We start from the raw sequence: 22,845 nt of genomic DNA, 5'->3' as shown, positions 1-22,845 counted from the left end.
TCCAACATTCTGGTTCAGAATTCCGCACGCCACAGAAACACACCGCGGGAACGCGGACACGCGTCACCGGAGTGTGTTTGAAAGGTGCGGAGTTTTGTTGCGGCGGGACCAGCCAGCACGAACGCTGTCTCAGGTCTCCCAGGCCGGGCAACTGGGCGAGACTACCAGCTTCGGTGTGGATTGTGTGACCAACAGGCGGGCCCTCCTTCACCTAAGGGAGAGCCCACTCGCCGGAGGTTCCTCCGTACAGCGTCAGTCCTTGAACTCGATCACGGTGTCGGCCAGGACCACGGCGTCGTCACGCTCAACTGCGCTGGTCGTGACGAGCAGCTTGCCGCCCTCGTTCCAGACACGGACTCGCATGGTCTCGCCTGGGAAGAAGATGCCGGCGAACTTGGTGCGGTAGCGGGTGACGCGGGTGACGTCGCCGCCGAGCACGGTGTCGACGACGGCCTTCAGGGTCAGGCCGTACGAACACAGCCCGTGCAGGATCGGCTTGTCGAAGCCGGCCTGCTTTGCGAACTCCGGATCGGCGTGCAGCGGGTTCCAGTCGCCGGACAGGCGGTAGATCAGTGCCTGGTCTTCGCGGGTGGAGACGTCGATGACATGGTCGGGCTCGCGTTCCGGCATGTCGAGCTTCGTGGACGGGCCGCGCTCGCCGCCGAAGCCGCCCTCACCGCGGACGAAGATCTCGGCGCGGGAGTCGTACAGCTTCGTGCCGTCCGCAAGTTCCGCCGAGGATTCCAGGACGATGACCGCGGCCTTGCCCTTGTCGTACACATCGGCGACCCGGCTGGTCGCCTTCACGTTCCGCGCCTTCGCGGGCATCGGGTTGTGGATGACAACCTCCTGGCCACCGTGCAGCACGGCCTGGAGCTTGATGTCGATGCCGGGCAGTGTCGCCAGGCTGCCGCCGACCTTGACGCCCGCGACCGTGGCGAAGGTGGGCAGGACGTGCAGGTTCTTCTCGAACGTGTAGCGCAGTTCATCCGCGCCGCTCGCCGGAGTTCCGGCGCCCAGGCCCAGGTGGTAAAGGATGACGTCCTTGGGGCCCCAGCCGATCTCTCCTACGCGGGGCTCGGCGCCGGTGGCTGCTGCGACGTCGATGGGCATGACGTCTCCTCCCTGGTTTGGCCTATGAGGCCCCCAGACTAACTGACTGTCCGTCAGGTTTGGCGGGTCGCAGTGACCACCGTCACTGCGACCGTCGCCACTCCGCTCAGGCCTTGGCCAGCCACAGGTCCGGGCCGAACACCTCGTAGTGGATCGCGGACGCCGGGACGCCCTGCGCCAGGAGCTGTTCACGTACGGTCCGCATGAAGGGCAGCGGGCCGCAGAGGTAGGCCTGCGTACCGGCGTCGACCGCGATGCCGCTCAGGTCGACACGCCCCGTGCGGTCGGCACGGTGCCCGTCGGGGGCCGACTCGTACCAAACGTGGGCGGTGGCGTCCGGCAGTGCGGCGACGAGCTTGGCGGTGTCCGTCTTCAGCGGGTGCGCGTCCGGGCTGCGGTCTGCGTGGACGACCGTGACGGGACGGGTGGAGCCGCTGGCGACCAGGTGCTCCAGCATCCCCACCATCGGAGTGCTGCCGATTCCCGCCGACGCGAGGAACAGTGGGGCGGAGCTGTCCTCCAGTACGAGGTCGCCGAACGGTGCGCTGACGCTGAGGACGGTCCCGGCGACGGCGTGGTCGTGCAGCCAGCCGGACACTTCGCCTTCGCTCTTGACCGAGATGCGCCGGGTCGTGCCGCCCGGGGCGCAGGACAGGGAGTACTGGCGGATCTGCCGGGCACCGTCCGGCAACTCGACGGCGACGCTGACGTACTGCCCCGGGCGGAAGGACGGAGCCGGGCCGCCGTCGGCCGGGACGAGCTCGAAGGAGACGACGTCCGCCGTCTCCTGGACCCGGGTGACGACGGTCCAGGGACGGTACGCCTCGCCTGCCGCGATCCCGGCCTCGGTGTACAGCCTCTTCTCGACGGCGATGAGCGCGCCGGCCATGAGCCAGTAGACCTCGTCCCAGGCTGCGGCGACCTCAGGCGTCACGGCCTCGCCGAGTATCCCGGCGATCGCGGCGAACAGGTGGGTGCGGACGACTTTGTACTGCGCTTCGCTGATCCCGAGGGAGGCGTGTTTGTGGGCGATCCGGGCGAGCATGGCGTCGGGGCGGACGTCCGGGTGTTCCACCAGCATCGTCGCGAAAGCTGCGATCGCCCCGGCCAGGGCCTGCTGCTGGGTGCCGTCGGCCTGGTTGCCGCGGTTGAACAGGCGGGTGCGCAGTTCGGGGTGTGCCGCGAAGAGGTTCTTGTAGAACAGCGCGCTGATGTCGCCGATCGCGCCGCCGACGGCGGGGAGGGTCGCCCGTACGACGGCCTGGGACTGAGTGGAAAGCACAACTTCCTCCGGGGATGCGAATCGCGTGTCACTTAATTAGTATTTCAGATGCAACTTTTAGGGTATGGAAAGTGGCCGTCCCCTTTCTTGTTTGGATTCAGGCGGCCAGACTCCTTGTCGGGCACAGGTCCAGCTGACAAGGCAGCTCAGTCCGGCGGGCGCATCCGGAGGCTCAGCAGGAGCCCACGTGTCGGCGCGGTGACCATGTCGGCGACGGTCACGGTGTCGAGTGAGGCGTAGAAGGCCTCCTGCGCCGTGCGCAGTGCCCCGCGCAGTCGGCACGCGGACCGCAGCGGACACAGGTCCTCTTCGCATCCGACCACGTCGCCCGCGCCTTCCAGCTCCCGGACGATGCCGCCGACGGTCGCCTGACGCCCGGCCTGCGTCAGGGTGAGCCCGCCGCCGCGTCCGCGCCGGGCCTCGACGAGGCCCAGTTGCTGCAGACGGCCCGCCACCTTGGTGACGTGGTGGTACGGAGCGTCGAACGCGTCGGCGATCTCACGGGTGGTGAACTGCTCCCCTTCGGGGGCCACCGCGAGGCGCATGACCACTCGGAGGCCCAGATCGGAGAACTTGGTGAGTCGCACAGTCAGGACACTATCAAAGATGCATTTGAGATACACATTCAGCCCCGGGCGACCCCGCAGGCGCCCCGGCGTGGACCCGGGCCGGGCCGCACGGAGCCTCAACCTCGGCGGGAGATCCAGCGTTACGCCGTGGGGAATCAGGCCACCGCCGCCCCATTGGCCCTTCGTCCACTCCGCTGTGGCCCCGTACGGTCCGTAGCGTGGACGACATACGTGAGCACAGGCGTGGATTCCGGTTGGGAGCCGCTACCTATCTGATGTGGGGCTTGTTCCCCCTCTACTGGCCGCATCTGAAACCGGCGACACCGGTGGAGATCCTCTTCCACCGGATGGCCTGGTCCCTGGTCTTCGTGTTGATCATGCTCGCGGTGCTGCGGAAGTGGTCCTGGATGCGCGAGTTGATCCGTACGCCGTCCAAGATCCTGAAACTCGGACTGGCGTCCTCAGTCATAGCCCTCAACTGGGGCATGTACATCTGGGGTGTCAACAACGGCCACGTGGTGGAGACGTCACTGGGCTACTTCATCAACCCGATCATGTTGATCCTCGTCGGTGTGGTGGTGCTGCGCGAACGGCTCCGCCCCGTTCAGTGGGTCGCGGTCGGTCTGGGTATCGGCGCGGTACTGGTGCTGTCCGTCGCGTACGGCCGGATCCCCTACCTGTCGATCGTCTTGGCGATCACCTTCACCGTGTACGGCTACGTGAAGAAGACGGTGAACCTGCCCACCGCCGAATCGCTCACCGTCGAGACCGCAGTGATGTTCCTGCCTGCGGTCGGCTACCTCTCGTACCTGGCCTGGACCGGCGAGGGCACCTTCGGGACCGGGTCCGTCAGTCATTCGTTGTGGCTGGCCGGGGCGGGGATCATCACCGCGATACCCCTGCTGTGCTTCGGCGCGGCGGTGACGCGCGTTCCGCTGTCGACGCTCGGGATGCTGCAGTACCTCGCACCGGTCCTGCAGTTCGCGGTGGGTGTGTGGATCAACCACGAGCCGATGCCGGCCAGCCGCTGGGCCGGGTTCGCGCTGATCTGGGGCGCGTTGGCGCTGCTGACGTACGACGCGCTGGGCAAAGCCCGGCGGGCCCGTGCGGCGCCGGGGACGGGGACGGCCGCAGTGGCGGCACTGGCGGAGGCTGCGACGCGGGGCGCACCGGGCGCACCGGGCGCACCGGCGGCCAGGGTGTCGTCTTTGTGATCCACGGGTGCCGGATCGTGGATTCCGCGATCCGGCACCCGTGGATCACAGGGGCGTCGGTCAACCCAGAAGATCGAGTACGTGTCCGCGCCCGCGCCCGGCGAACGCGGCTTCCAGTTGCTTGCGGTCGTCGTCGGTGAAGGGGCAGAACGGACCCGTCTTCCCGGGGCGCCACCAGACCTCGTCGGAGGTCCGCCACGCCTCCCGCGCCAGGACCCGCGTCAGCACCTTGTGCGTCTGCGTCTGCGGCAGTTCCGCGGCGATCCGCACGTAGCGGGGGTGCCAGGTCGCGGACATGTCCGGCTGCGCGGCCAGCCAGTCCGCGAACGCCCGCGGGTCGAACACCGCGCCGGACCGGAGCACCAGCGCGGCCATCGCCTGGTCGCCCGCCGATTCGTCGGGTACCCCGTACACGGTCACGAGGGCGACGTCGGGGTGCCGGGTCAGCACCGCGGCGACCGGGGCCGCGCCGAAGTTCTCGCCGGCTACGCGGAGCCACTCGCCGCTGCGGCCGGCGAAGAACACCAGTCCGTCCGCGGTCTTGTAGGCCAGGTCGCCGCTCCAGTAGCGGCCGCCGCGCATCCGGTCCTCGGTCGCGGCGGGGTTGTTGTAGTAGCCCTCGAAGCCGCCGGGGCCTTCCATGTTGACCAGTTCACCGACGGCGTCCTCGGCGTTCGCCAGCCTGTCGTCGGCGTCGAATACGGCCGCCGGGCACTCCGCCCCGGTGTCCGCGTTGAGGATGCGGATGTCGCCGCGCGGCTTGCCGAGCGCCCCGGAGGGCATGTCCGGGACCGGGGTGAAGGTCAGTCCGCCTTCAGTCGAGCCGAAGCCGTCGCGCACGGTGCAGCCGAAGCGTTCCCCGAAACGCTGGACGTCCCTGGGGCCGCCCTCGTTGCCGAAGACGCGGGTGAGCGTGTTGTCCGCGTCGTCGGGCAGTTCGGGGGTGCCGAGGATGTAGGCGAGCGGCTTGCCGACGTAGTTCGCGTACGTGGCCCCGTACTTGCGGACATCCGGCAGGAAGCCCGACGCGGAGAATCTCGGCCGCAGGACGAGCGTGGCACCGGAGTCCACCGCTGGGGTCCAGGCCGTGACCATCGCGTTGGAGTGGAAGAGCGGCATCGCGCAGTACACGACGTCGTCGCCGGTGAGCCGCATCATCTGGGTCACGCTGGAGCCCTGACGGGCCATCCGGCCCTGAGTGCTGATGACCGCCTTGGGGTGGCCCGTGGTGCCCGAGGTGAGGATCAGCATGAAGACGTCGCCGGAGCCGGGCCGGGTGCCGGCGGCCACATCGGCACCGGCACCGACACCGGTGCCGGAGTCGGTGCCGGAGTCGGTGCCGGAGTCGGTGCCGGAGTCGGAGTCGGTGCCGGAGTCGGTGCCGGAGTCGGTGCCGGAGTCGGAGTCGGTGCCGGAGTCAGCGTCAGCTTCCGCATCGGCTGGGACAATTGCCGGTTGGACGGTCCACTCCTGCGGCCCGGAGCCCTCGGAGGCCATAGCTGAACGCCACTCTTCCGCTTGTACGTTCAGGATCCGTGCGGCCGGGACGGCAGCCCGCACCTGCTGCTCATACGCCGCGTCAGTGATCACCAGGGCGCAGTCGGTGTGCTCGACGTCGCGGGCGAGTTCGGCCCCGCGCCGGGTCGGGTTGAGGCCGACGATCACGATGCCGGACAGTGCCGCGGCGCCGAGCAGGAAGGAGAATTCGGGGGCGTTCTCCATGAGGACGCCGACGTGCCGGGGCCGGCCGGCCGGCAGGAGTGTCCGGAGGTACGCCGCGCGCTGCGCGGACAGGCGTACGTGCTCGACCCAGGTCCACGAGTCGTCCCCGAAGCGCAGGCCGGTCGATTCGTCCGCGCGACGACGGAGGAGAAGATCCCGCATGGTGACGGGGGGCGGGGTGGACACTGGCGGGCTCCTGACGGTCAATCAATTTCCTTGACTGTGCAAGATAGTCCGGATGTCCAGCGGCTGGAAGATCCACCGTCTGTCGGGAGCGCCACAGCGGATGGGGCACCACGGCAGGGTGCCCGGGGCGACCGAGCGAAGCGAGCGGGCGCGTCCGAAGACGCGGCATTTCGGGCGACGTCCGGCGCCGACCAGCCCCGGAGCGCGGCGACGGTCCCGTCGGGCGAGAAGGAGAGGTGGCGTACGCCGCCGGGGAGGACAAGGCGGCCCAGGAGCCGTCCGGTGTCGGTTTCGACGAGGCGTACGACGCCTCCCTCGCCGGCCGCCGCGCACATGGTCCCGGCGGTGGCGACCGCTGTCGGGACGTCCCCGATGTCGCGTTCCCAGAGTGTGGTGGCGGTTGTACGGGTCGTCGTGATGAGAGCCACGGTCGTCCTCCCCTGATCCGGTGGTTCGGACAGGCGCTACCCGTTCTCCGCCTGCGGGCCGCAGCCTGCCGGGCGCATGTTTCGGGTTGGTTGGCGGAAGGACCGTTTCTGTTTCCGCTGCGGAGCGGGCGGGCCTGCTGCCCCGTGCGGGGTGGCACGGGGCGGGAGTCACCCGTACTGCCGACGGCCTCGGAACGGGTGGGCCGGGGGGGCCCCGCCCCCCCCCCCCCCCGCCCCCCCCCCCCCGGCCCCCCCCCGGGGGGGGGGGCGCGGGGGGGGGGGGGCGGGGGCGGCGGCGGGCCGGGGGGGGGGGGGGGGGGGGGGGGGGGCCCCCCGCCCCCCCCGGGCGGGGGGGGGGGGGGGGGGGCCCCCCGCCCCCCCCCCCCCGGGGGGCCACCGGCCTGCCGGAACGTCAGCTGCGGTGGCGCAGTTTCCGGGCGGTGTCGCGGGCCCGGTCGACGAGGTCGTTCAGCAGGTCCTCGTCGATGGCCGGGGCGTCGTCCGCGTGCTCGCAGCAGGTGGGTTTGGTGCGCGCGCCGGGTGGCGGTTCGGCCAGGCCCGCGAGGGCCCACAGGAGGGTGTAGACGTCGCTGTCGGGGTGCTGTACGTCGTGCGGGCCGAGCAGCAGGATGTGCGCGACATCCGGCTTCTCGAAGGCCACCATGACCCGCATGTCAGCGCGCAGGTGCTTGCAGCAGATGGTGTCGATGGGTTTCTCCCCGGTGAGTCGGTAGCCGAGAGCGGCACAGCCTCTGGCACCCAGGTCATCCAGGAACAGGTCGAACGCCTTGCCGTGCGCACCCCGGAGACGATCGATCTGAAGCCGGGCCAGCGCTGTCCGCTGGATGGCCACCGTCACAGGAAAACCTCCTCGAGTTTGTCCGCGTCAACCCAGTGGCCGTCCGCGCGGCGCACCAGCCGTTTGGATTCGCCGCTCCGCAGCTGCTCCAGCGAAAGGAGCAGATCCGCGTCCTCCAGGACCGTCTCGTCCGTCAGCCGGTACCAGACCGCGTCGATGAGGTTGCGGTCCCGGCCCGTCTCCCGGAGGTCGGCGACGAGTTTGACGACCTCGCTGAGTTTGACCGGGTCCAGGCGCAGGATCGGTTTGCGCTCCACCACCGGGATCACGCCTTCCTCGGCCCAGGCCCGTACGGTCTTCTCGTTCATTCCGAGGAGGTTGCCGGCGACCCGGGCCCGCACGGGCCTGATGTCGCCGAGGATGCCGTCGGCGATGGCCCGCAATGTCTCGCGGGAGTCGGACTCGGCCGGGAGGTCGTCCATGACCTGACGCAGGGCTTCGATGCGCTTGAAGGCCGTACGGAGGTCTTGCTCTTCGCGTTCCACAGCTGCGGACATGACGTGCTCCTCGACTCGGTGACTACCGGATTCTAAGCGGAATTCGGTAGTCGGGTCGATTGTGGAACCGCTTGATATGCGTTTCATGCTTGGACAAACGGACGCCCCGCCGTCCGGGTTACGCCGGTCGGCGGGGCGCACAGTTGTGCTGTTGGAGCTCACTTCAGGCAGTTGGCCCGAGCGTGCGCCCCTGCGGTCAGGCACCGCGGAGCGCACCCCGTGGTCAAACTGCCTCAGAAAGCACCCTTGCGGTACAGCCCGACCACGGCCGCGCCGCCGAGTCCGATGTTGTGGGTCAGACCCACCTGCGCTCCGGCGACCTGGCGGGCGTCCGCCTGGCCGCGCAGCTGCCAGCTGATCTCGGCGGCCTGGGCGAGTCCGGTGGCACCCAGCGGATGCCCCTTGGAGATCAGACCGCCGGACGGATTGACAACCCAACGGCCACCGTACGTGGTGGCCCCTTCGGAGATGAGCTTGCCGCTCTCACCTTCGGCGCACATGCCCAGCGCCTCGTACGTCAGCAGTTCGTTGATCGAGAAGCAGTCGTGCAGCTCGATGACGTCGACGTCGTCGATGGTCAGTCCTGAGGCGGCGAACACCTGCCGGGCGGCGGCGGCCGACATCGGCTTGCCGACGGCGTCGATGCAGGAGCCCGAGTCGAAGGACGCGGCGGTGTCGGTGGTCATCGCCTGGGCGAGGATCTCGACGGCCTGGTCCTGCAACCCGTGGTCGATCACAAAGCGCTCGGACACGACCAGCGCGGCGGCGGCGCCGTCCGACGTGGGTGAGCACTGGAGCATGGTCAGCGGGGAGTGGATCTCCTTGGCCCCGAGGACCTGCTCCAGCGAGAACTCCTTCTGGAACTGCGCGTACGGGTTGTTGACCGAGTGCTTGTGGTTCTTCACGCCGACGAGCGCCAGCTGCTCGGCGGTCGTCCCGTACAGCTCCATGTGTTCACGGGCTGCGTTGCCGAAGATCTGCGCGGTGGGCGGGGACATCTCGAAGCCGTGCTTCTCCGCCATGATCTTGTAGTGCCGGGCGACCGGGGAGGTCGCGAAGTCGCCGCCACCGTCGCCGCCGCTGCCCAGCGAGCCGCGCTTCATCTTCTCGAAGCCGACGGCGAGCACGCAGTCGTTGAGCCCACCGGCTACGAACTGACGCGCCATCATGAGCGCGCTGGAGCCGGTCGCGCAGTTGTTGTTGACGTTGTAGACGGGCACGCCGGACAGGCCGAGTTCGTACACGGCGCGCTGCCCGGCGGTGGACGCCTGGAAGCAGTAGCCCACGGGGACCTGCTCGACGAGGTCGTACGAGACCCCGGCGTCGTCAAGGGCCTTGGTGCCGGCTTCCTTGACCATGTCCCAGTACTGCCAGTCACGGGTCTCCGGCTTCTCGAACTTGGTCATACCGACGCCGACGATGAAGGCCTTCTGAGCCATTTCAGTTCTCCTGATGCACGTGAGGACAAGCGGGCGAAGACGGATTATGAAGGGTGAACACCCTTGCGTACGAAGGGATTTACTTCTCGGCCGGAACCGGGTCGCGGGGCAGGCCCAGGATCCGCTCGGCGACCACGTTCAGCTGCACCTGCGTGGTGCCGCCGGCGATGGTGAGGCAGCGGGCCATCAGGAAGCCGAACGAGGCGCGGTGGCCGAGCTCTTCGTCGACCGCGCCCAGGGGGCCGAGGAGTTCGAGGGTCAGTTCGGTCTCGCGCTGCTGGTGCGGGGTGCCCACGAGCTTCTTGACCGAGGCTCCGGGGCCCGCGTCGACGCCGGACAGCTGCGCGAGGGTGTTGCGCAGTCCGATCAGCGACAGTGCGGACGCCTCGGCGACCAGCGCGCCCAGGCGTTCACGGAAGCCGCCGTCCACGGCGGGGTTGTCGGCCGCGGCGATGAGCCGCTCGATCCCGGCGCCGAAGGACGAGTCCGCGCCCATGTGGATGCGCTCGTTGCCGAGCGTGTTCCGGGCGACCTTCCAGCCGTTGTCGACGTCACCGACGACCATCGAGTCGGGGACGAAGAGGTCTTCGAGGAAGATCTCGTTGAACATCGACAGGCCGCTGATCTCCTTCAGCGGGCGGATGTCGAGGCCGGGCGAGGTCATGTCGACGATGAAGTAGGTCAGGCCCTCGTGCTTGGGCTTCTCCGGCGACGTACGGGCGAGCAGGATGCCCCACTGCGACTCGCGGGCGGACGAGGTCCAGACCTTCTGGCCGTTGATCTGCCAGCCGCCGTCGACCTTGACCGCGCGGGTGGACAGCGACGCCAGGTCGGAGCCCGAACCGGGCTCGGAGAACATCTGGCACCACTGGATCTCGCCGCGCAGCGTGGAGAGTGCGAACTGCTCCTGCTGCTCGGGGGTTCCGTACGCGATGACCGACGGGATCACCCAGTTGCCCATGGTGATGTCTTTGAGCTTGATGCCCGCGGCCTTCATCTCCTGCTGGATGACCAGCTGCTCGACGGGGCCCGCGCCCAGGCCGTACGGCTCGGGGTAGAACGACGCGGCGTAGCCCGTGGGGGCCAGCGTGCGGCGGGCCTCCTCAGGGGACTGTCCGGCGGCGGGGGCCAGCGCGGCGCGGGTCGCGTCACGGAGGGCCTCGGCGTCCTCGGGCAGGTCCATGACCAGCTCGCGGCGGGCGCCGGCGGCGGCCCGGTCGGTGACCTGGAGCTTCCAGTACGAGGCTCCCCCAGCGAGCTGACGCAGGGTCAGCGCGCGGCGCAGGTAGATGTGCGCGTCGTGCTCCCACGTGAAGCCGATGCCGCCGAGGATCTGGACGCAGTCCTTGGTGGCGGTGAACGCGGCTTCGATCGCGTAGGCCGCGGCGATGGCGGCGGTCAGCGACCGGGTGCCCGGGTCGGCGTCGAAGGCGCGGGCGGCGTCCCAGGTGACGGCGCGGGACTGCTCGACCTGGACCAGCATCTGCGCGCACATGTGCTTGACGGCCTGGAACTGCCCGATGGGGCGGCCGAACTGCTCGCGGACCTTCGCGTACTCGGTCGCGGTGTCGAGCGCCCAGGCGGCCACGCCGCAGGCTTCGGCGGACACCAGCACGGCGACGGCGTCACGCACGAGGTCGGCGTCGACACCGTCGAGGACGAACCGGACCGGCGCGGCTTCGAGGGTGACCTCGGCCAGGCGGCGGGTGCTGTCGACGGACTTCTGTTCGCGTACGGTCGCCGCCGCAGCGTCGACGACGATCCACGTGCCCCCGGCGTTCAGCACCAGGAGGTCGGCGACGGCGCCGGACAGGACCGGCTTCACGGTGCCGGTGACAGCCCCGTCGACAATGGCGAGATCACCGGACTGAAGGGCGACTGCGGCCGTCAGGCTGCCGTCGACAAGACCGGGCAGCAGTTCCTTGGCCGCGCCGCCGCCGGACGCCTGGATCAGCGTCGACGCGAGCACCGTGGGCAGGAACGGACCCGGCAGCATGCCGTATCCGGCCTGCTCCAGGGCGACGGCGGTCTCGACCAGCGACGCGCCCGCGCCGCCGTGCTCTTCGGCTATGTGCATCCCGAGCAGCCCCTGGTCGGCCAATGCCCGCCAGTGCGCGGGGCGGGGCTCACTGTCGGCCTCCAGGACGCTGCGTACGGCGTCCATGGGGACGGTGCGCTGCACCCAGCCCCGTACAGACTCCTCCAGGGAGCGGTGATCCTCTGTGATCCCGATAGCCATCCGACACTCCTTGATCCAAGACTCAGTCAACTTCTTTGCCGCCGCGATAGTAGAACGCGTTTCAGGTATCCGACAGGGAGGTGCGGCATGAACGGCTCCGGTGTGTCCCCCGCCACGGCGCGGGGTCGCGCCCTGCTGGCAGGATCCAACCCACCAGAGAACCTGCACGAAAAGAAGAAAAGGGCCCGCATGACTACCCACAGCACCGCACCCGCCGTCGACCCGGCGGTCATTGCCGGGGCAGGCGTCGACCCGGCAGACGTCAACGTGGCAGGCGTCGACCCGGCAGGCACCGATGGGGCAGGCACCGACGGGGCAACCATCGAACCCGTGGTGTGGAGCGCGTTCACCGGCGCGACCGGGTTCATGCCCGAGGACGAGGCGCAGGCGCTGTACAGCGCGGCACTCGCTGCCGCCCCGTACGGCCCCGTCCTCGAACTGGGCACCTACTGCGGCCGGTCGACCATCCTCCTGGCCGCCGCGGCCCGCGCCGGGGGGACCGTGTGCGTGACGCTCGACCACCACCGGGGCTCAGAGGAGCAGCAGCCCGGCTGGGAGTACCACGACGCGACGCTGTGGGACACCGAGGCCGGCGCGATGGACACGCTGCCGCGCTTCCGCCGCACGCTGCGCGCGGCGGGCCTGGAGGACTATGTGGTCGCGGTAGTCGGCCGGTCCCGTACGGTCGCGCCACTGTGGGGCACCGCGCTCGGCCTGGTGTTCATCGACGGCGGGCACACCGACGAGCACGCGTCAGGCGACTATGAGGGATGGGCCCCGCACGTGGCCCCGGGCGGCACTCTGGTCATCCACGATGTGTTCCCCGAACCGGCCGACGGCGGCCAGGCCCCGTACCGCGTCTACCTGCGCGCACTGGCCTCCGGCGCGTTCGAAGAGGTGTCGCACACGGGCTCGATGCGGGTACTGCGCCGGGTGGGTACGGGAATCTGAGGGCATCTGAGGAGATCCGGCGGGACTTCCGGGCCGTCGCACGGGGCGCGTGACGTCGCCGACGACGTGCCGGCGTGGGCACAGGACGCCCCAAGTGACATGTCGGCGTGGGCACAGGATGTCCCTAACGGCGTGACAGCGCGCGCCCGGCGGCGGGACACTACGCATTCGAGAGCGTCGGGGGACACGGCTCACGGCAGGCCGGGCGGAGCCCGGACGCGTACCGGGGCCGAGCCTGGAGCGGTCCGCGGATGGACTGTTCCGGCCGTCGGTTCAAGTACGCCAGGCGTAGGGGGCGGCGCGATGTCCGGAAACAGTGACGAACAGCGGTTCGAAGTGGTGTGGGATCCCACGGCGGCCGACGGTGCGGGCGGGTGGGTGCGACGCACCGTGCCAGGAAGCACGGGGCCGGAGGCGGGTTCCGCGGCGACTCCGTGGGCGGTCCCGGCGGACAGTGAGTCCCCCACCGTGACGCCGCCGCGACCGGCGGAACCGCCGACGACCGCCGTGCCACAGTCGCGCCGCCCTGACGCGTACGGCCCGGCGGGCGGTGCCGGGCCGGGCGGTGCCGGGCAGGACGGTGCCGGGCAGGACGGCCCTGGGCAGCGCGGATCCGGGCAGCGCGGATCCGGCTCGGGGCGGAGCGCGGCCGACCAGCCGACGGTGCACGACAGCACTCCCGTGCGCGGCGGTGCCCCGGTGTACGGCAGTACTCCCGTACACGGCACCGGTCCCGTACCGGGCAACACTCCGGTGCAGGGTCGCAGGCCGGTGTTCGGCCAGCCGGGTTACGGCCGGGCCGAATACGGCTTCGGCTATCCGCCGCAGACGTCCCAGCCGCAGGTGCCGCCGCCGCCCGCCCCACACGTCACCCCGTCGGGTGCTCCGTCGGACCTCCGGTCAGGCCCTCCGTCGAACGCGCCGGCGGGCGGCGACGGCATGGTGCGGGTCCTGCTCCTGGTGACCCTCGCGATCGTGCTGACCGCCGCGATCATCACTGTCGTCGCGATCCAACCGTGGAAGACCAGCGGCAGCGATCAGGCCGGGCTGAACTCCCCCGCCCCGGGCACCTCCGGCCAGCCGGGCACGGGGCCGCCCAGCACGCAGGAGTCGCATCCCCTCACACCCACCGAGCAGAGCGCCCTGCCCGGTGCGCAGCCGACCACCCGGGCCCCGTCCGCCGCGCCGTCCCCGACGGCCGACGCGCGGGCCCAGAGCGTCGCCCTCGACTCCGTGCTCGGACAGAGCGGGAGTTCGCGGCAGAAGGTCATCGACGCGGTGAACTCCGTCACGCAGAACTGCAACAGCAGTGCGGCCGTCACCGCCGCGCGGAACGACCTCCTGGCGGCCGGTCAGGAGCGTTCGTCCCAGTTGCAGCAGTTGTCCGTCCTGCGGGTGGACCTGATCCCCAACGGCGCGGCGGCGACCGACCGGCTGCGCGCGGCCTGGCAGGCTTCACTGTCGGCTGACCAGTCGTTCGCCGCCTGGGCGGAAGCCGTCACGTCGACCGGCTGCGGATCGGGCACGACGTCGTACGACCGGGCGAACGCCGCCAGCGGACAGGCCACAACGGCGAAGACCGAATTCGTGGAACTGTGGAATCCGATCGCCGCGCAGTTCAACTTGCAGCCGAGGACCAAGGAAACAATCTGATGCCAGCCGACGACGCTGCCCGGGACCCCGCACGCGACCGCGGCGGTGACTGGGGCCCGTGGGACGAGACGTGGGACGACGAGGCGACGGAGCCGTGGGACGCGGAGCCAGGATCACCCCGCGCGCAGGCCTTCGCCATCCGCCGCAGGGCGCTGGGGAAGCGGCGCCGGACGATCTCCCTGATCGCCGTCGGAATGCTCGCCGTCGTCGGCTCCGTTGTCGCGGTCGCGTGGCCGGGCGGATCAGGTTCAGTGGACCAGGCCGCGGTGCAGAGCGTGGCGAGCGGCTCAGCGGAGCCCGCGCCGCCGACAGGACCGCAGGGCGCGGCGGTCCCCGCCCCGCCGGAAGCCGTTGCCGTGCAGTCCGGGTCCCCGGTGGCACCGGAGGCCCAGGAGGTCCCAGTGGTCCCGGTGGTCCCGGTGCCGACGCCGACCACCAGTCAGGCGACGGCGCCCCTCCGCCCGCCGCCGGACACGTCCGGCGGCAGGGACCTCGCGGGCAAGGTCATCGTGATCGACCCCGGCCACAACCCGGGCAACGTGAAACACCTGGCCGACATCGGCCGGCAGGTGGACGCCGGCGGGCTCCGCAAGAACTGCGACGAGACCGGCACCGAGACGAACTCCGGCTTCACCGAGGCGCAGTTCACGCAGGTGGTGGCGCGTACGGCAGTCGGCATGCTCAGGGCCCGTGGGGCGACGGTGCGACTCCTGTGGGAGGACCGACCGTTCGGCCCCTGTGTAGATGAGCGCGCCAAGATCGGAAACGCTCTCAAGGCCGACGCGGTGGTCTCCATCCACGGCGACGGCGCGGCGGCGAACGGCCGTGGTTTCCACGTGATCCTGCCGGCCAGGGTGACCGCGGGCAGCGTGGACACGGGTCCGATCCTCGACCGGTCCAGGGCTCTGGGCGTCAAGCTCGCCGACGCGTTCGCCGCGGACACCGGATTCCCCCGGTCCACTTACATCGGCGGCGGAACGGGCCTCGACACACGTTCCGACCTCGGCGGGCTGAACCTGTCGACGGTCCCGAAGGTCTTCATCGAGTGCGGGAACATGCGCAACGCCGTCGACGCGAAGGCCATGAAGGATCCCGACTGGCAGGCCAGGGCGGCGAAGGGTGTCGCCGACGGGATCGGTGCTTACCTGACTTCTTGAATTCCGTACGGAATGCGTCTGGTGTGCCGTCACGCACGGCGAACCGTCCCGAAGTGGAGTGAACTCCCGTACAAAAGTGGGGTTTTCACCACCCCCGACCGACACCTTTGAACCATCGTCGGCACGCCGCGCCCTCCGTAGCGTCTGTGGTGCAGGAAGAGACCGCAGACGCAGGCGCCGGAGGAAGAGATGACAGCGTACGGACGCACTACCGGAACATTGACCGAGGTCGTACGGATGGACTCCGTACGCAAGGTGTACGGGACTCCCGGGAACCTGGTGACCGCGCTTGACGGGGTGTCACTGAGTCTGGCGTCAGGGACTTTCACCGCCGTCATGGGACCGTCGGGGTCCGGCAAGAGCACGCTGCTCCAATGCGCCGCCGGGCTCGACCGACCGGACAGCGGCCGGGTGTTCGTGGACGGCGCGGAGATGAGCGCCGGAACCGAGACGGAGCTGACGAAGTTCCGGCGGCAGCGGATCGGCTTCATCTTCCAGAACTTCAACCTGCTGCCGACGCTGACCGTGCTGCAGAACGTCGCCCTGCCGCTGCGGCTCGCGGGGCGGCGGATCGACCGGGCGCACTGTGTCGCGGTCCTCGAACAGGTCGGCCTGCGAGACAGACTCCACCACCGCCCGGCGGAACTGTCCGGCGGTCAGCAGCAACGGGCCGCGATCGCGCGGGCGTTGGCGGCCGATCCGAAGGTTGTGTTCGCCGACGAGCCCACCGGCGCGCTGGACACCCGCAGCGCCCGCGCCGTGCTGACGCTCCTCCAGGACTCGGTCCGCGTCTTCGGCCAGACGCTGGTGATGGTGACGCACGACCCGGTCGCGGCCTCGTACGCCGACTCGGTGGTCTTCATGGCCGACGGCAGGCTCGCCGGGCACCTGGCGAACCCCACCGCGGAAGCGGTGGCCGGGCGGCTGACCCACCTGGGCGACAACTCCCAGCGTGCGGCGAAGGCGGGTGCGTGACATGTTCCAGCTGGCCCTGAGCTCTTTGCGCTTCCGTACCGGATCATTCGTCGCGAGCTTCCTGACCCTGTTCTCCGGAGCCGTGATCGTGACGGCCTTCGCGTCCATGCTCGACACCGCTTCGGCGGACGGAGTCTCCAGCACCAGCAAGGAGACCCTGCACATCATCGCGACGGTGGTCGGCGGCTGGGGGCTCCTCCTGGTCGTGTTCGCCGCCACTTCCACACTGACTTTGCAGGTGCGCCAGCGCCGGGCCGAGATGGGACTGCTGAAAAGCATCGGCGCGACACCGGCGCAGATCGGCCACATGATCACTGGTGAGGCGGCCCTGCTCTCCCTGGTCGCCGGGGTCCTGGCGCTCGCCCCGGCGATGCTGGCCGGACGCGGCCTGCTCGAACTGCTGATCACCACCCATCAGGTGGACGCCTCGGTGCACTACCGCTTCGGACCGGCGGCCCTGGCCATGGGTCTTGGTGTCACCTTCGTCTCGGCCACCGTCGCCGCCGCGATCGTTGCCCGGCGTACGGTGCGGATGCGGGTCACCGAGGCCATGACGGACGCGGTGACTGACAACGGACGGCTGAGCCGGCCCCGGGCCGTCGCCGGCTGGGTGTTCCTGGCCATCGGAACCAGCCAGTCCGTCGTGGCCGTCACGATGATGCGCGGCAAGGGTGCGGATTCGATCCAGCCGACAGCGGGTACGGCGTCGATCACCTTCGCGATCGGACTGGCCCTGTTCGCCCCGGTGTTGGTGCGCGGGACGGCCACGCTCCTGGCAGGGCCGCTGGAGCGGCTCTGCGGTACGGACGGCTATCTGGCGGTGCGGCACCTGCGGCAGCGCACACACCAGGCCGCCGCGGCACTGGTGCCGGTCATCCTGTTCACCGGCATCGCGGTCGGAACGCTGTACATGCAGGCCATCGAGAACGACGCGCAGCACCTCTCCGGAGTCGTGAAGACCGCCGACGAGAAGAACATCGAGACGCTGAACTACGTGGTCGTCGGGATGATCGTGCTGTTCGCCGCGATCATGCTGGTCAACACACTGATCGCGGCGACTACCCACCGCGGCCGGGAGTTCGGCCAACTACGCCTTGCCGGGGCGACCCCGCGGCAGGTGCTGCGCGCGGTGGGGATCGAGGAGATCGTGCTGACCGTCACCGGAATCGTGTTCGGAACCCTCGCCGCGCTGGCGACGGTCATCCCGTACAGCTACGCCCGTAACGACACGTTCGCGCCGGACATCGGCCCTGGGATCTACATCGGCGTAATCATGTCCGCCGTGGCACTGACCCTGGGGACGGGCCTGTGGACCGTACGCAAGACGCTGCGGACTCCGGCGGTGACTGCGGCCGGGGTCTGACACACGGGCAGATTCTCTGCGGGGCAGACGGCTTCGGCCACCTGTCCCGCATTGTCGTCCGCCGGGCAGTCACACTCTGGAACGGGCACGTCACGGCAACGATTGACGGGCGGTCACGCACCGTGCGGGGCAATCCGTGTAGCGTTCGGCCGATCGGACGGCGTCCGGCGAAGAACGCTTGGCCCGCGAAGCTCGACCACCAGCCCCGTAGCCGCAGATCCAGGGAGTGAGTCTTCCCCCATGAGTCAGGGCAACTATTTGTCACCGGTCGCGCCGGGTACACCCGCACCCGACACACAATCAGCCTATCCATTTCCGTCGACGCAGCCCTCGGCGGCCCGGCCAGGGCGTGGCCTCACGCGCGGCGACGCAGTGGCGCTGGTCGCCGTCCTGCTGATCTTCATCTTCTCGTTCTTCAATTACTACGAGGTCAGCCGCCCTCTCGGCAGCGGCAGTAGCAACGGCGACAGTCCGGGCCCGTTCTCCATGGGCAACAGGACGGTGACCGCCGGGGCCAACGCCTGGACGACGGACTTCTACCCGCTGATGCCGGCTGTGGTGATGATTCCCATGGTGGGTCTGCTGCTCGGCCTGATCGGCCGGTTCAGCGCGCAACCGCAGCGGCAGTTCTTCGGTTTGACGTTGCGCCAGTGGTGGATCGCGTTCGGCGTGACCGGTGCGGTCAACGGCTTCTTCGCGGTGTTCGGCGTGGGCAAGACCATCGGCGACCTCGCCAAGGCTTTCTACGGGAGCCAGGCCGACTCCGGCGTCACGACGTTCGGTTGGCTCATCATGGCCGCCGGTCTGGTCCAGGCACTGGTGCTGCTGCTAGGCGACCGGATTCCGGGGTTGAGCGCGCCACTGTCCGGCGGCGTGCCCGCCAACGCGCAACAACCGTGGTCGCAGTCGCCTCCGCCGCAGCCTTCGGGGGCGTACGGGGCACAGACGCAGTACGGAGCCCAACCACAGCAGCACGGGACCCCGCAGCAGAACGGGACCCCGCAGCAGAACGAGGCACAACCGTCGGCAAGGCAGTCGACGGCTGCTCCGGCCGCTGCGGTTCCGGCCGCTGCGGTTCCGGCTGCCACTCCTGCCGTTCCCGCCGCTGCCGCGCGTAGCCCGTTCACCCAGTTCTGGCTGGCCGTCCCCGAGCCCCGCCCGTTGGGCCCCGTGGACGGTTCCGGCAGTGGCCCGGTGGCGATGCTGAAGGTCGGCGACTGGTATCTCGCGGTGGCCGCTCGGGACGGCGGACTGCTGGTCGAGGCCGACGGAGTACGCGGAGTCCTGCGCAACCTCGACAGGATCCAGCGCGGAGAGTAAGGCTTTTCCACTTCTGGATCAGTGCAGCTTCGGATCATCGAACCCGTGGACCACCGAAACTGTGGACCACCAAAACTGTGGACCACCGAAACTGTGGACCACCGAAACTGTGGACCACCAAAGGAGCTGTGATGGCACGTAGCGGTCCCACCCGGGGCGACCTCTTTGTCGCAGTCGCCACCGTGGGCGTGCTGGCGTTCTCGTTCCTGCCGTTCTACGAGGTGACCCGGAAGGGTACCCGGGACGACGGCACGGACACGTACAACGCCTGGACCCCGGACTTCTATCCGCTGGCCCCAGCCGTGGTGGTGCTGCCGGCGGTGGCATTCGTCCTACTGATGACCAGCAGGTTCCTGAGTACGCAGGGGCGTGCGGGCGACCCACTCCCCTGGGGCGTCACGCTGCGCCAGTGGGCGGTCGCCCTGGGGCTCGGGGCGGCCTTCTGCGGAGTGTGGGCCGCGTTCGGCGCCAACGGCGGCTACGACGAACTGGCGACCTTCGTCCAGGACCAGCTCCGGGCCGGGGACGGGGCGTTCAGCAAGTCCGAAGTGACGGCCGGGCAGGGCTACGGCGCGTGGGCGCTGGCCACCCTCACCGTGCTGCAGGCCGCGACCCTGCTCCTGGGGGACCGGAGCCGGGCCCTGTCGGCCCCGCTCCTGGGGCAGGGCGCCGGGCACGGGGCCTGGCCACCGGCCGGACCTCCACCGGCTGCGCCCCCGCCTCCGTTCGGACCTCCACCGTCGCACGGCCCGTTCAGTCCGCCGCAACAGTCCCCGTTCCCGGGCTCCGTGCCGCCGCAGGCGGTGAGCGGACTGTACGGAGGGGTGCCGGCGATGCCCGGCTCCCCGCCGTACCCGATGCCCGCCCCGCCGACGGGCCCGCCCGCGGGCCCCCCGTCGCAGCCCGGGGCCGCGGCCTACCTCCCGGCCACTGATACCGCGGGCGGGGACTTCGAGCAGACCTGGCTGGCTGTACCGGTCGCCCGGGACCTGGTGTCACCCTCCCGTCCGGAGGGGACGCCGGTAGCCAGGCTCGAACCGGGTACGTGGTACCTCGCGGTCGCCCCGCACGGGGACGGCCTGCTGATCGACGCCAACGGCGTCCGCGGAGTGCTCTACGACCTGGAGGGCGTCCAGCGCGCCGACTGAGCGGACCGACCGGCTGGACCGACCGTGTGAAACTGGCGACCACGTCGTGACGGAATGCGACAGGAACCATAACCAAGGGCGAGATTCGGCCGTACGGGATAACCGTCGGATAACGGCACAGGCCGCACACCGGGGTCAAGGCGTGTGCCGGGCGTCGGATCTGGAAGAGTGTCGGACCCGGAGGTGGGAGACCTGGAACCCTTGTCGTACAGGCGGCGGTTCCGGTGCGGCCCCCCGAACATCGGCGACGCGCAGGGGCGGCGCCGGTGGAAGCACCGGAGTCGTGCCGGTACGGTGTGCGGCGCCTGCCCCCTCAAGAGGAGAACCCGTGGACTTGAAAAAGGTGACACGCGGCGACGCCGTCGTGGCGGCCGTTGCACTACTGATTTTCGTCTTCTCGTTCCTGCCGTACTACGGGAGCAAGCTCGGCGGGACCGCGAACGCCTGGACGTCGGACTCGTCCCCGCTGACGTCCGCCGTGGTCCTCACACCGCTGATCGCTGCGGTCCTGTTCCTGCTCGGCGGGCTGCTCCCGCAGTTCAAAGACAAGCCGGTGCTCGGCCTGACCCTGCGCCAGTGGGCGGTCCCGCTGGCCGCGATCACACCGCTGAACGCCATCTGGTCGATGTTCGGCCGGGAATACGCCGAGCTCAAGGTCGGTGGGATCTTCCTGCTCCTGCTCTCCTTCGTGCTGGCCGCCGTTCTCGTCGCGGGTCCACTCGTGCCGTTCCTCGACGTGCCGGTGCTGCCGAACGGCCCCCGTCCGGGTCAGGCTGGCCCGGGCCAGCAGGGTCAGTTCGGTCAGCAGCCGTACGGTCAGCAGCCGGGTCAGCCCGGTCAGTTCGGTCAGCAGCCGGGCCAGCCCGGTCAGTTCGGTCAGCAGCCGGGCCAGCCCGCGCAGAGCGGTCAGTTCGGTCAGCCGAACCTGTTCGGCGGACAGCCCGGCCAGTCCGGCCAGTCCCCGGCGTCGGCCCCGCAGGCCGCTGCCCCGGCGGGTGCCAACGACGCGACGCAGCTCGCCCCGCAGCCCGATCCGTCGAAGGGTCCGCAGGGCCAGGCGTTCCAGCCGTTCTGGTTCTCGGTCGTCGCGCCGAAGCCGCTGCACGACCCGGCGTCCAACAACCAGTCGGGCACGCTGAACCCGGGCGAGTGGTTCCTGGCCGTGGAGACCCGCGGCGACGGTCTGGTCGTCGAGGTCAACGGCGCGCGCAGCGTGCTGTGGGACGTCCGCGACATCCAGCGCGGCTGATCCTCCGTACAGCGTTGTCCTGAAGTGCCCCGCCCGGTTCGCCGGACGGGGCACTTTGCCGTCCGCGCCCGTCTTCCGCGATTCCCGATTTCCGCGTCTGTTGTGCGTGCGGCCACATCGCCATTCCCCCGTACGGGAACCTGTTCTAAAGTGCACCGCGACACAAGACAGGTAACCAGACGACTTCTCAGCGGAGGCACCATGCGGCTCGGTCTGCAGTTCGGCTACTGGGGACGCGGTCCCTCCCCCGACACCGTCCCGCTCGCCCAGGAAGCCGAACGCCTCGGCTTCGACTCCGTGTGGACCGCCGAATCGTGGGGCTCGGACTGCTTCACCCCTCTCACCTGGATCGCCGCGCACACCAAGCGCATCAAGCTGGGCACGGCCATCGCGCAGATGACGGCCCGTACGCCCACCGCGACGGCGATGCACGCGCTCACCCTCGACCACCTGTCGCAGGGGCGGGTAATCCTCGGTCTGGGCCTGTCCGGGCCGCAAGTCGTCGAGGGCTGGTATGGACGGCCGTTCCCGAAGAGCCCGCTGACCTTCACCCGCGAGTACGTGGACGTCATCCGGCAGGTGCTCGCCCGCGAAGAGAAGGTCACCGCCGAGGGCCGGTACGCGCAGCACCCGTACCAGGGCGCGGACGGCACGGGGCTCGGCAAGCCACTGCGCTCGATCACCCACCCGCTGCGGGCCGACCTCCCGGTCTTCCTCGGCGCGGAAGGGCCGAAGAACGTCGCCCAGACCGTACGGATCGCCGACGGCTGGCTGCCGTTGCACTGGTCGCCGTACAACCCGAAGGTGTACGGGGATTCGCTGACCGGGAAGCCCGAGGGCTTCCGGGTCGCACCGATGGTGCAGGTCGCGCTGAACGACGACGTCGAAGCCGCGATGTATCCCATCAAGGCCGCGATGGGCTTCTACGTCGGCGGCATGGGCGCGAAGGACAAGAACTTCCACGCCGACCTGATGCGCCGCTTCGGCTACTCGGACGAGGCCGACAAGATCCAGGATCTGTTCTTCGCCGGGAAGCGCGATGAGGCCATCGCAGCGGTGCCGACCGCGTTCGTCGACGAGATCGCGCTGGTCGGGCCGGCCGGCCGGATCCGCGAGCGTTTCCAGGCCTGGGCCGACGACCCGCATGTGACGGACATGATCCTGACGACCAAGGACCGGGCTGCGATGAAACTGATGGCGGACTTGGCGAACTGAAGCCAGTAAACCGAGTTGGTGAACCGAACTGGCGAACCGAACTGGCGAACCGAGCTGGTGAACTGATTTTTTGCCCGCTTTTGTGGCCCCGTGCCGCCGGGCACGGGGCCACAAAAGCGACAGACTGAGGTTCCCTCGAGATGCGGGAGGTTGCTCACCGTGGCCTGATGCTCACATGAGAGGAACCGGCGTCATGAGCGCACCGAGAAAGTACCCGTTGGAGTTGCGCGAACGCGCGATCCGGATGTACCGCACCACCGAGCCCA

General features: G+C 69.8%; 18 protein-coding genes. 10 read left to right on the top strand and 8 right to left on the bottom strand.

Going from position 1 to position 22,845, the window contains the following annotated elements; translation table 11 throughout:
* Positions 1 to 252 precede the first annotated feature (252 nt).
* The 3 genes from AC0Z36_RS27125 to AC0Z36_RS27115 form a co-directional block, all read right to left on the bottom strand.
* Positions 253 to 1,113, bottom strand: coding sequence for a MaoC family dehydratase (locus tag AC0Z36_RS27125; RefSeq protein ID WP_485465698.1), 861 nt, complete (start codon positions 1,111 to 1,113; stop codon positions 253 to 255).
* Between the two features lie 106 nt (positions 1,114 to 1,219).
* The gene (locus AC0Z36_RS27120; protein WP_485465697.1) at positions 1,220 to 2,395 is read right to left on the bottom strand and encodes a globin domain-containing protein; all 1,176 of its coding nucleotides are present in this window, start codon (positions 2,393 to 2,395) and stop codon (positions 1,220 to 1,222) included.
* Between the two features lie 146 nt (positions 2,396 to 2,541).
* On the bottom strand, positions 2,542 to 2,982 hold the full coding sequence (locus AC0Z36_RS27115; protein ID WP_485465696.1) for an RrF2 family transcriptional regulator: 441 nt from the start codon (positions 2,980 to 2,982) through the stop codon (positions 2,542 to 2,544).
* Positions 2,983 to 3,182: 200 nt separating this feature from the next.
* On the opposite strand from AC0Z36_RS27115, the gene rarD reads away from it, so the two are divergent.
* Positions 3,183 to 4,178, top strand: a complete 996-nt coding sequence (gene rarD / locus AC0Z36_RS27110) for an EamA family transporter RarD (protein WP_485465695.1) — start codon at positions 3,183 to 3,185, stop codon at positions 4,176 to 4,178.
* 60 nt (positions 4,179 to 4,238) lie between these two features.
* Here the strand turns inward: rarD and AC0Z36_RS27105 are convergent, their stop codons facing one another.
* From AC0Z36_RS27105 to AC0Z36_RS27085, 5 genes are all read right to left on the bottom strand, one after another.
* Positions 4,239 to 6,086 (bottom strand): AMP-binding protein, encoded by a 1,848-nt coding sequence (locus tag AC0Z36_RS27105; protein WP_485465694.1) that lies wholly within the window; start codon positions 6,084 to 6,086, stop codon positions 4,239 to 4,241.
* Between the two features lie 840 nt (positions 6,087 to 6,926).
* Positions 6,927 to 7,373: a hypothetical protein gene (locus tag AC0Z36_RS27100; RefSeq protein WP_485465693.1), complete on the bottom strand. Its 447-nt coding sequence runs from the start codon at positions 7,371 to 7,373 to the stop codon at positions 6,927 to 6,929.
* Entirely contained in the window at positions 7,370 to 7,870 is a 501-nt protein-coding gene (locus tag AC0Z36_RS27095) for a hypothetical protein (RefSeq protein ID WP_485465692.1), read from the bottom strand. The genes AC0Z36_RS27100 and AC0Z36_RS27095 overlap by 4 nt, the downstream gene beginning before the upstream one ends.
* Before the next feature lie 233 nt (positions 7,871 to 8,103).
* Positions 8,104 to 9,309 carry a lipid-transfer protein gene (locus AC0Z36_RS27090; RefSeq protein ID WP_485465691.1) on the bottom strand — a complete coding sequence of 402 codons (1,206 nt, stop codon included), beginning with the start codon at positions 9,307 to 9,309 and terminating at the stop codon, positions 8,104 to 8,106.
* A gap of 79 nt (positions 9,310 to 9,388) precedes the next feature.
* Positions 9,389 to 11,548: an acyl-CoA dehydrogenase family protein gene (locus AC0Z36_RS27085; protein ID WP_485465690.1), complete on the bottom strand. Its 2,160-nt coding sequence runs from the start codon at positions 11,546 to 11,548 to the stop codon at positions 9,389 to 9,391.
* A gap of 366 nt (positions 11,549 to 11,914) precedes the next feature.
* Between AC0Z36_RS27085 and AC0Z36_RS27080 the strand changes: the two genes are divergently transcribed.
* The 9 genes from AC0Z36_RS27080 to AC0Z36_RS27040 all read left to right on the top strand — a co-directional run bounded on the left by AC0Z36_RS27080 (position 11,915) and on the right by AC0Z36_RS27040 (position 22,579).
* Entirely contained in the window at positions 11,915 to 12,499 is a 585-nt protein-coding gene (locus tag AC0Z36_RS27080; RefSeq protein ID WP_485465699.1) for a class I SAM-dependent methyltransferase, read from the top strand.
* 303 nt (positions 12,500 to 12,802) lie between these two features.
* Positions 12,803 to 14,152 carry a hypothetical protein gene (locus AC0Z36_RS27075; RefSeq protein WP_485465689.1) on the top strand — a complete coding sequence of 450 codons (1,350 nt, stop codon included), beginning with the start codon at positions 12,803 to 12,805 and terminating at the stop codon, positions 14,150 to 14,152.
* The gene (locus tag AC0Z36_RS27070; RefSeq protein WP_485465688.1) at positions 14,152 to 15,309 is read left to right on the top strand and encodes an N-acetylmuramoyl-L-alanine amidase; all 1,158 of its coding nucleotides are present in this window, start codon (positions 14,152 to 14,154) and stop codon (positions 15,307 to 15,309) included. Before AC0Z36_RS27075 ends, AC0Z36_RS27070 begins: the two co-directional genes overlap by 1 nt.
* 189 nt (positions 15,310 to 15,498) lie before the next feature.
* Positions 15,499 to 16,284, top strand: coding sequence for an ABC transporter ATP-binding protein (locus AC0Z36_RS27065; protein ID WP_485465687.1), 786 nt, complete (start codon positions 15,499 to 15,501; stop codon positions 16,282 to 16,284).
* A gap of 1 nt (position 16,285) precedes the next feature.
* A complete protein-coding gene (locus tag AC0Z36_RS27060) occupies positions 16,286 to 17,647 on the top strand; it encodes an ABC transporter permease (RefSeq protein WP_485465686.1) in 1,362 nt (453 codons plus the stop codon).
* 372 nt (positions 17,648 to 18,019) lie between these two features.
* Positions 18,020 to 18,967, top strand: a complete 948-nt coding sequence (locus AC0Z36_RS27055) for a hypothetical protein (protein WP_485465685.1) — start codon at positions 18,020 to 18,022, stop codon at positions 18,965 to 18,967.
* Positions 18,968 to 19,098: 131 nt separating this feature from the next.
* On the top strand, positions 19,099 to 20,115 hold the full coding sequence (locus AC0Z36_RS27050; protein ID WP_485465684.1) for a hypothetical protein: 1,017 nt from the start codon (positions 19,099 to 19,101) through the stop codon (positions 20,113 to 20,115).
* A 328-nt stretch (positions 20,116 to 20,443) separates the two neighbouring features.
* On the top strand, positions 20,444 to 21,364 hold the full coding sequence (locus AC0Z36_RS27045; RefSeq protein ID WP_485465683.1) for a DUF5336 domain-containing protein: 921 nt from the start codon (positions 20,444 to 20,446) through the stop codon (positions 21,362 to 21,364).
* A gap of 201 nt (positions 21,365 to 21,565) precedes the next feature.
* The gene (locus tag AC0Z36_RS27040; RefSeq protein ID WP_485465682.1) at positions 21,566 to 22,579 is read left to right on the top strand and encodes an LLM class F420-dependent oxidoreductase; all 1,014 of its coding nucleotides are present in this window, start codon (positions 21,566 to 21,568) and stop codon (positions 22,577 to 22,579) included.
* Positions 22,580 to 22,845: the final 266 nt, after the last annotated feature.

The organism is Kitasatospora sp. UYEF31 (assembly GCF_057291755.1).
This window is presented reverse-complemented; position numbering and strand designations above follow the sequence as displayed.

Excerpts from the sequence above, each read along its gene's own strand:
- AC0Z36_RS27125 (WP_485465698.1), bottom strand. The coding sequence starts at position 1,113 with ATGCCCATCGACGTCGCAGCAGCCACCGGCGCCGAGCCCCGCGTAGGA.
- AC0Z36_RS27095 (WP_485465692.1), bottom strand. The coding sequence starts at position 7,870 with ATGTCCGCAGCTGTGGAACGCGAAGAGCAAGACCTCCGTACGGCCTTC.
- AC0Z36_RS27090 (WP_485465691.1), bottom strand. The coding sequence starts at position 9,309 with ATGGCTCAGAAGGCCTTCATCGTCGGCGTCGGTATGACCAAGTTCGAG.
- AC0Z36_RS27085 (WP_485465690.1), bottom strand. The coding sequence starts at position 11,548 with ATGGCTATCGGGATCACAGAGGATCACCGCTCCCTGGAGGAGTCTGTA.
- AC0Z36_RS27080 (WP_485465699.1), top strand. The coding sequence starts at position 11,915 with ATGCCCGAGGACGAGGCGCAGGCGCTGTACAGCGCGGCACTCGCTGCC.
- AC0Z36_RS27075 (WP_485465689.1), top strand. The coding sequence starts at position 12,803 with ATGTCCGGAAACAGTGACGAACAGCGGTTCGAAGTGGTGTGGGATCCC.
- AC0Z36_RS27070 (WP_485465688.1), top strand. The coding sequence starts at position 14,152 with ATGCCAGCCGACGACGCTGCCCGGGACCCCGCACGCGACCGCGGCGGT.
- AC0Z36_RS27065 (WP_485465687.1), top strand. The coding sequence starts at position 15,499 with ATGACAGCGTACGGACGCACTACCGGAACATTGACCGAGGTCGTACGG.
- AC0Z36_RS27060 (WP_485465686.1), top strand. The coding sequence starts at position 16,286 with ATGTTCCAGCTGGCCCTGAGCTCTTTGCGCTTCCGTACCGGATCATTC.
- AC0Z36_RS27050 (WP_485465684.1), top strand. The coding sequence starts at position 19,099 with ATGGCACGTAGCGGTCCCACCCGGGGCGACCTCTTTGTCGCAGTCGCC.
- AC0Z36_RS27040 (WP_485465682.1), top strand. The coding sequence starts at position 21,566 with ATGCGGCTCGGTCTGCAGTTCGGCTACTGGGGACGCGGTCCCTCCCCC.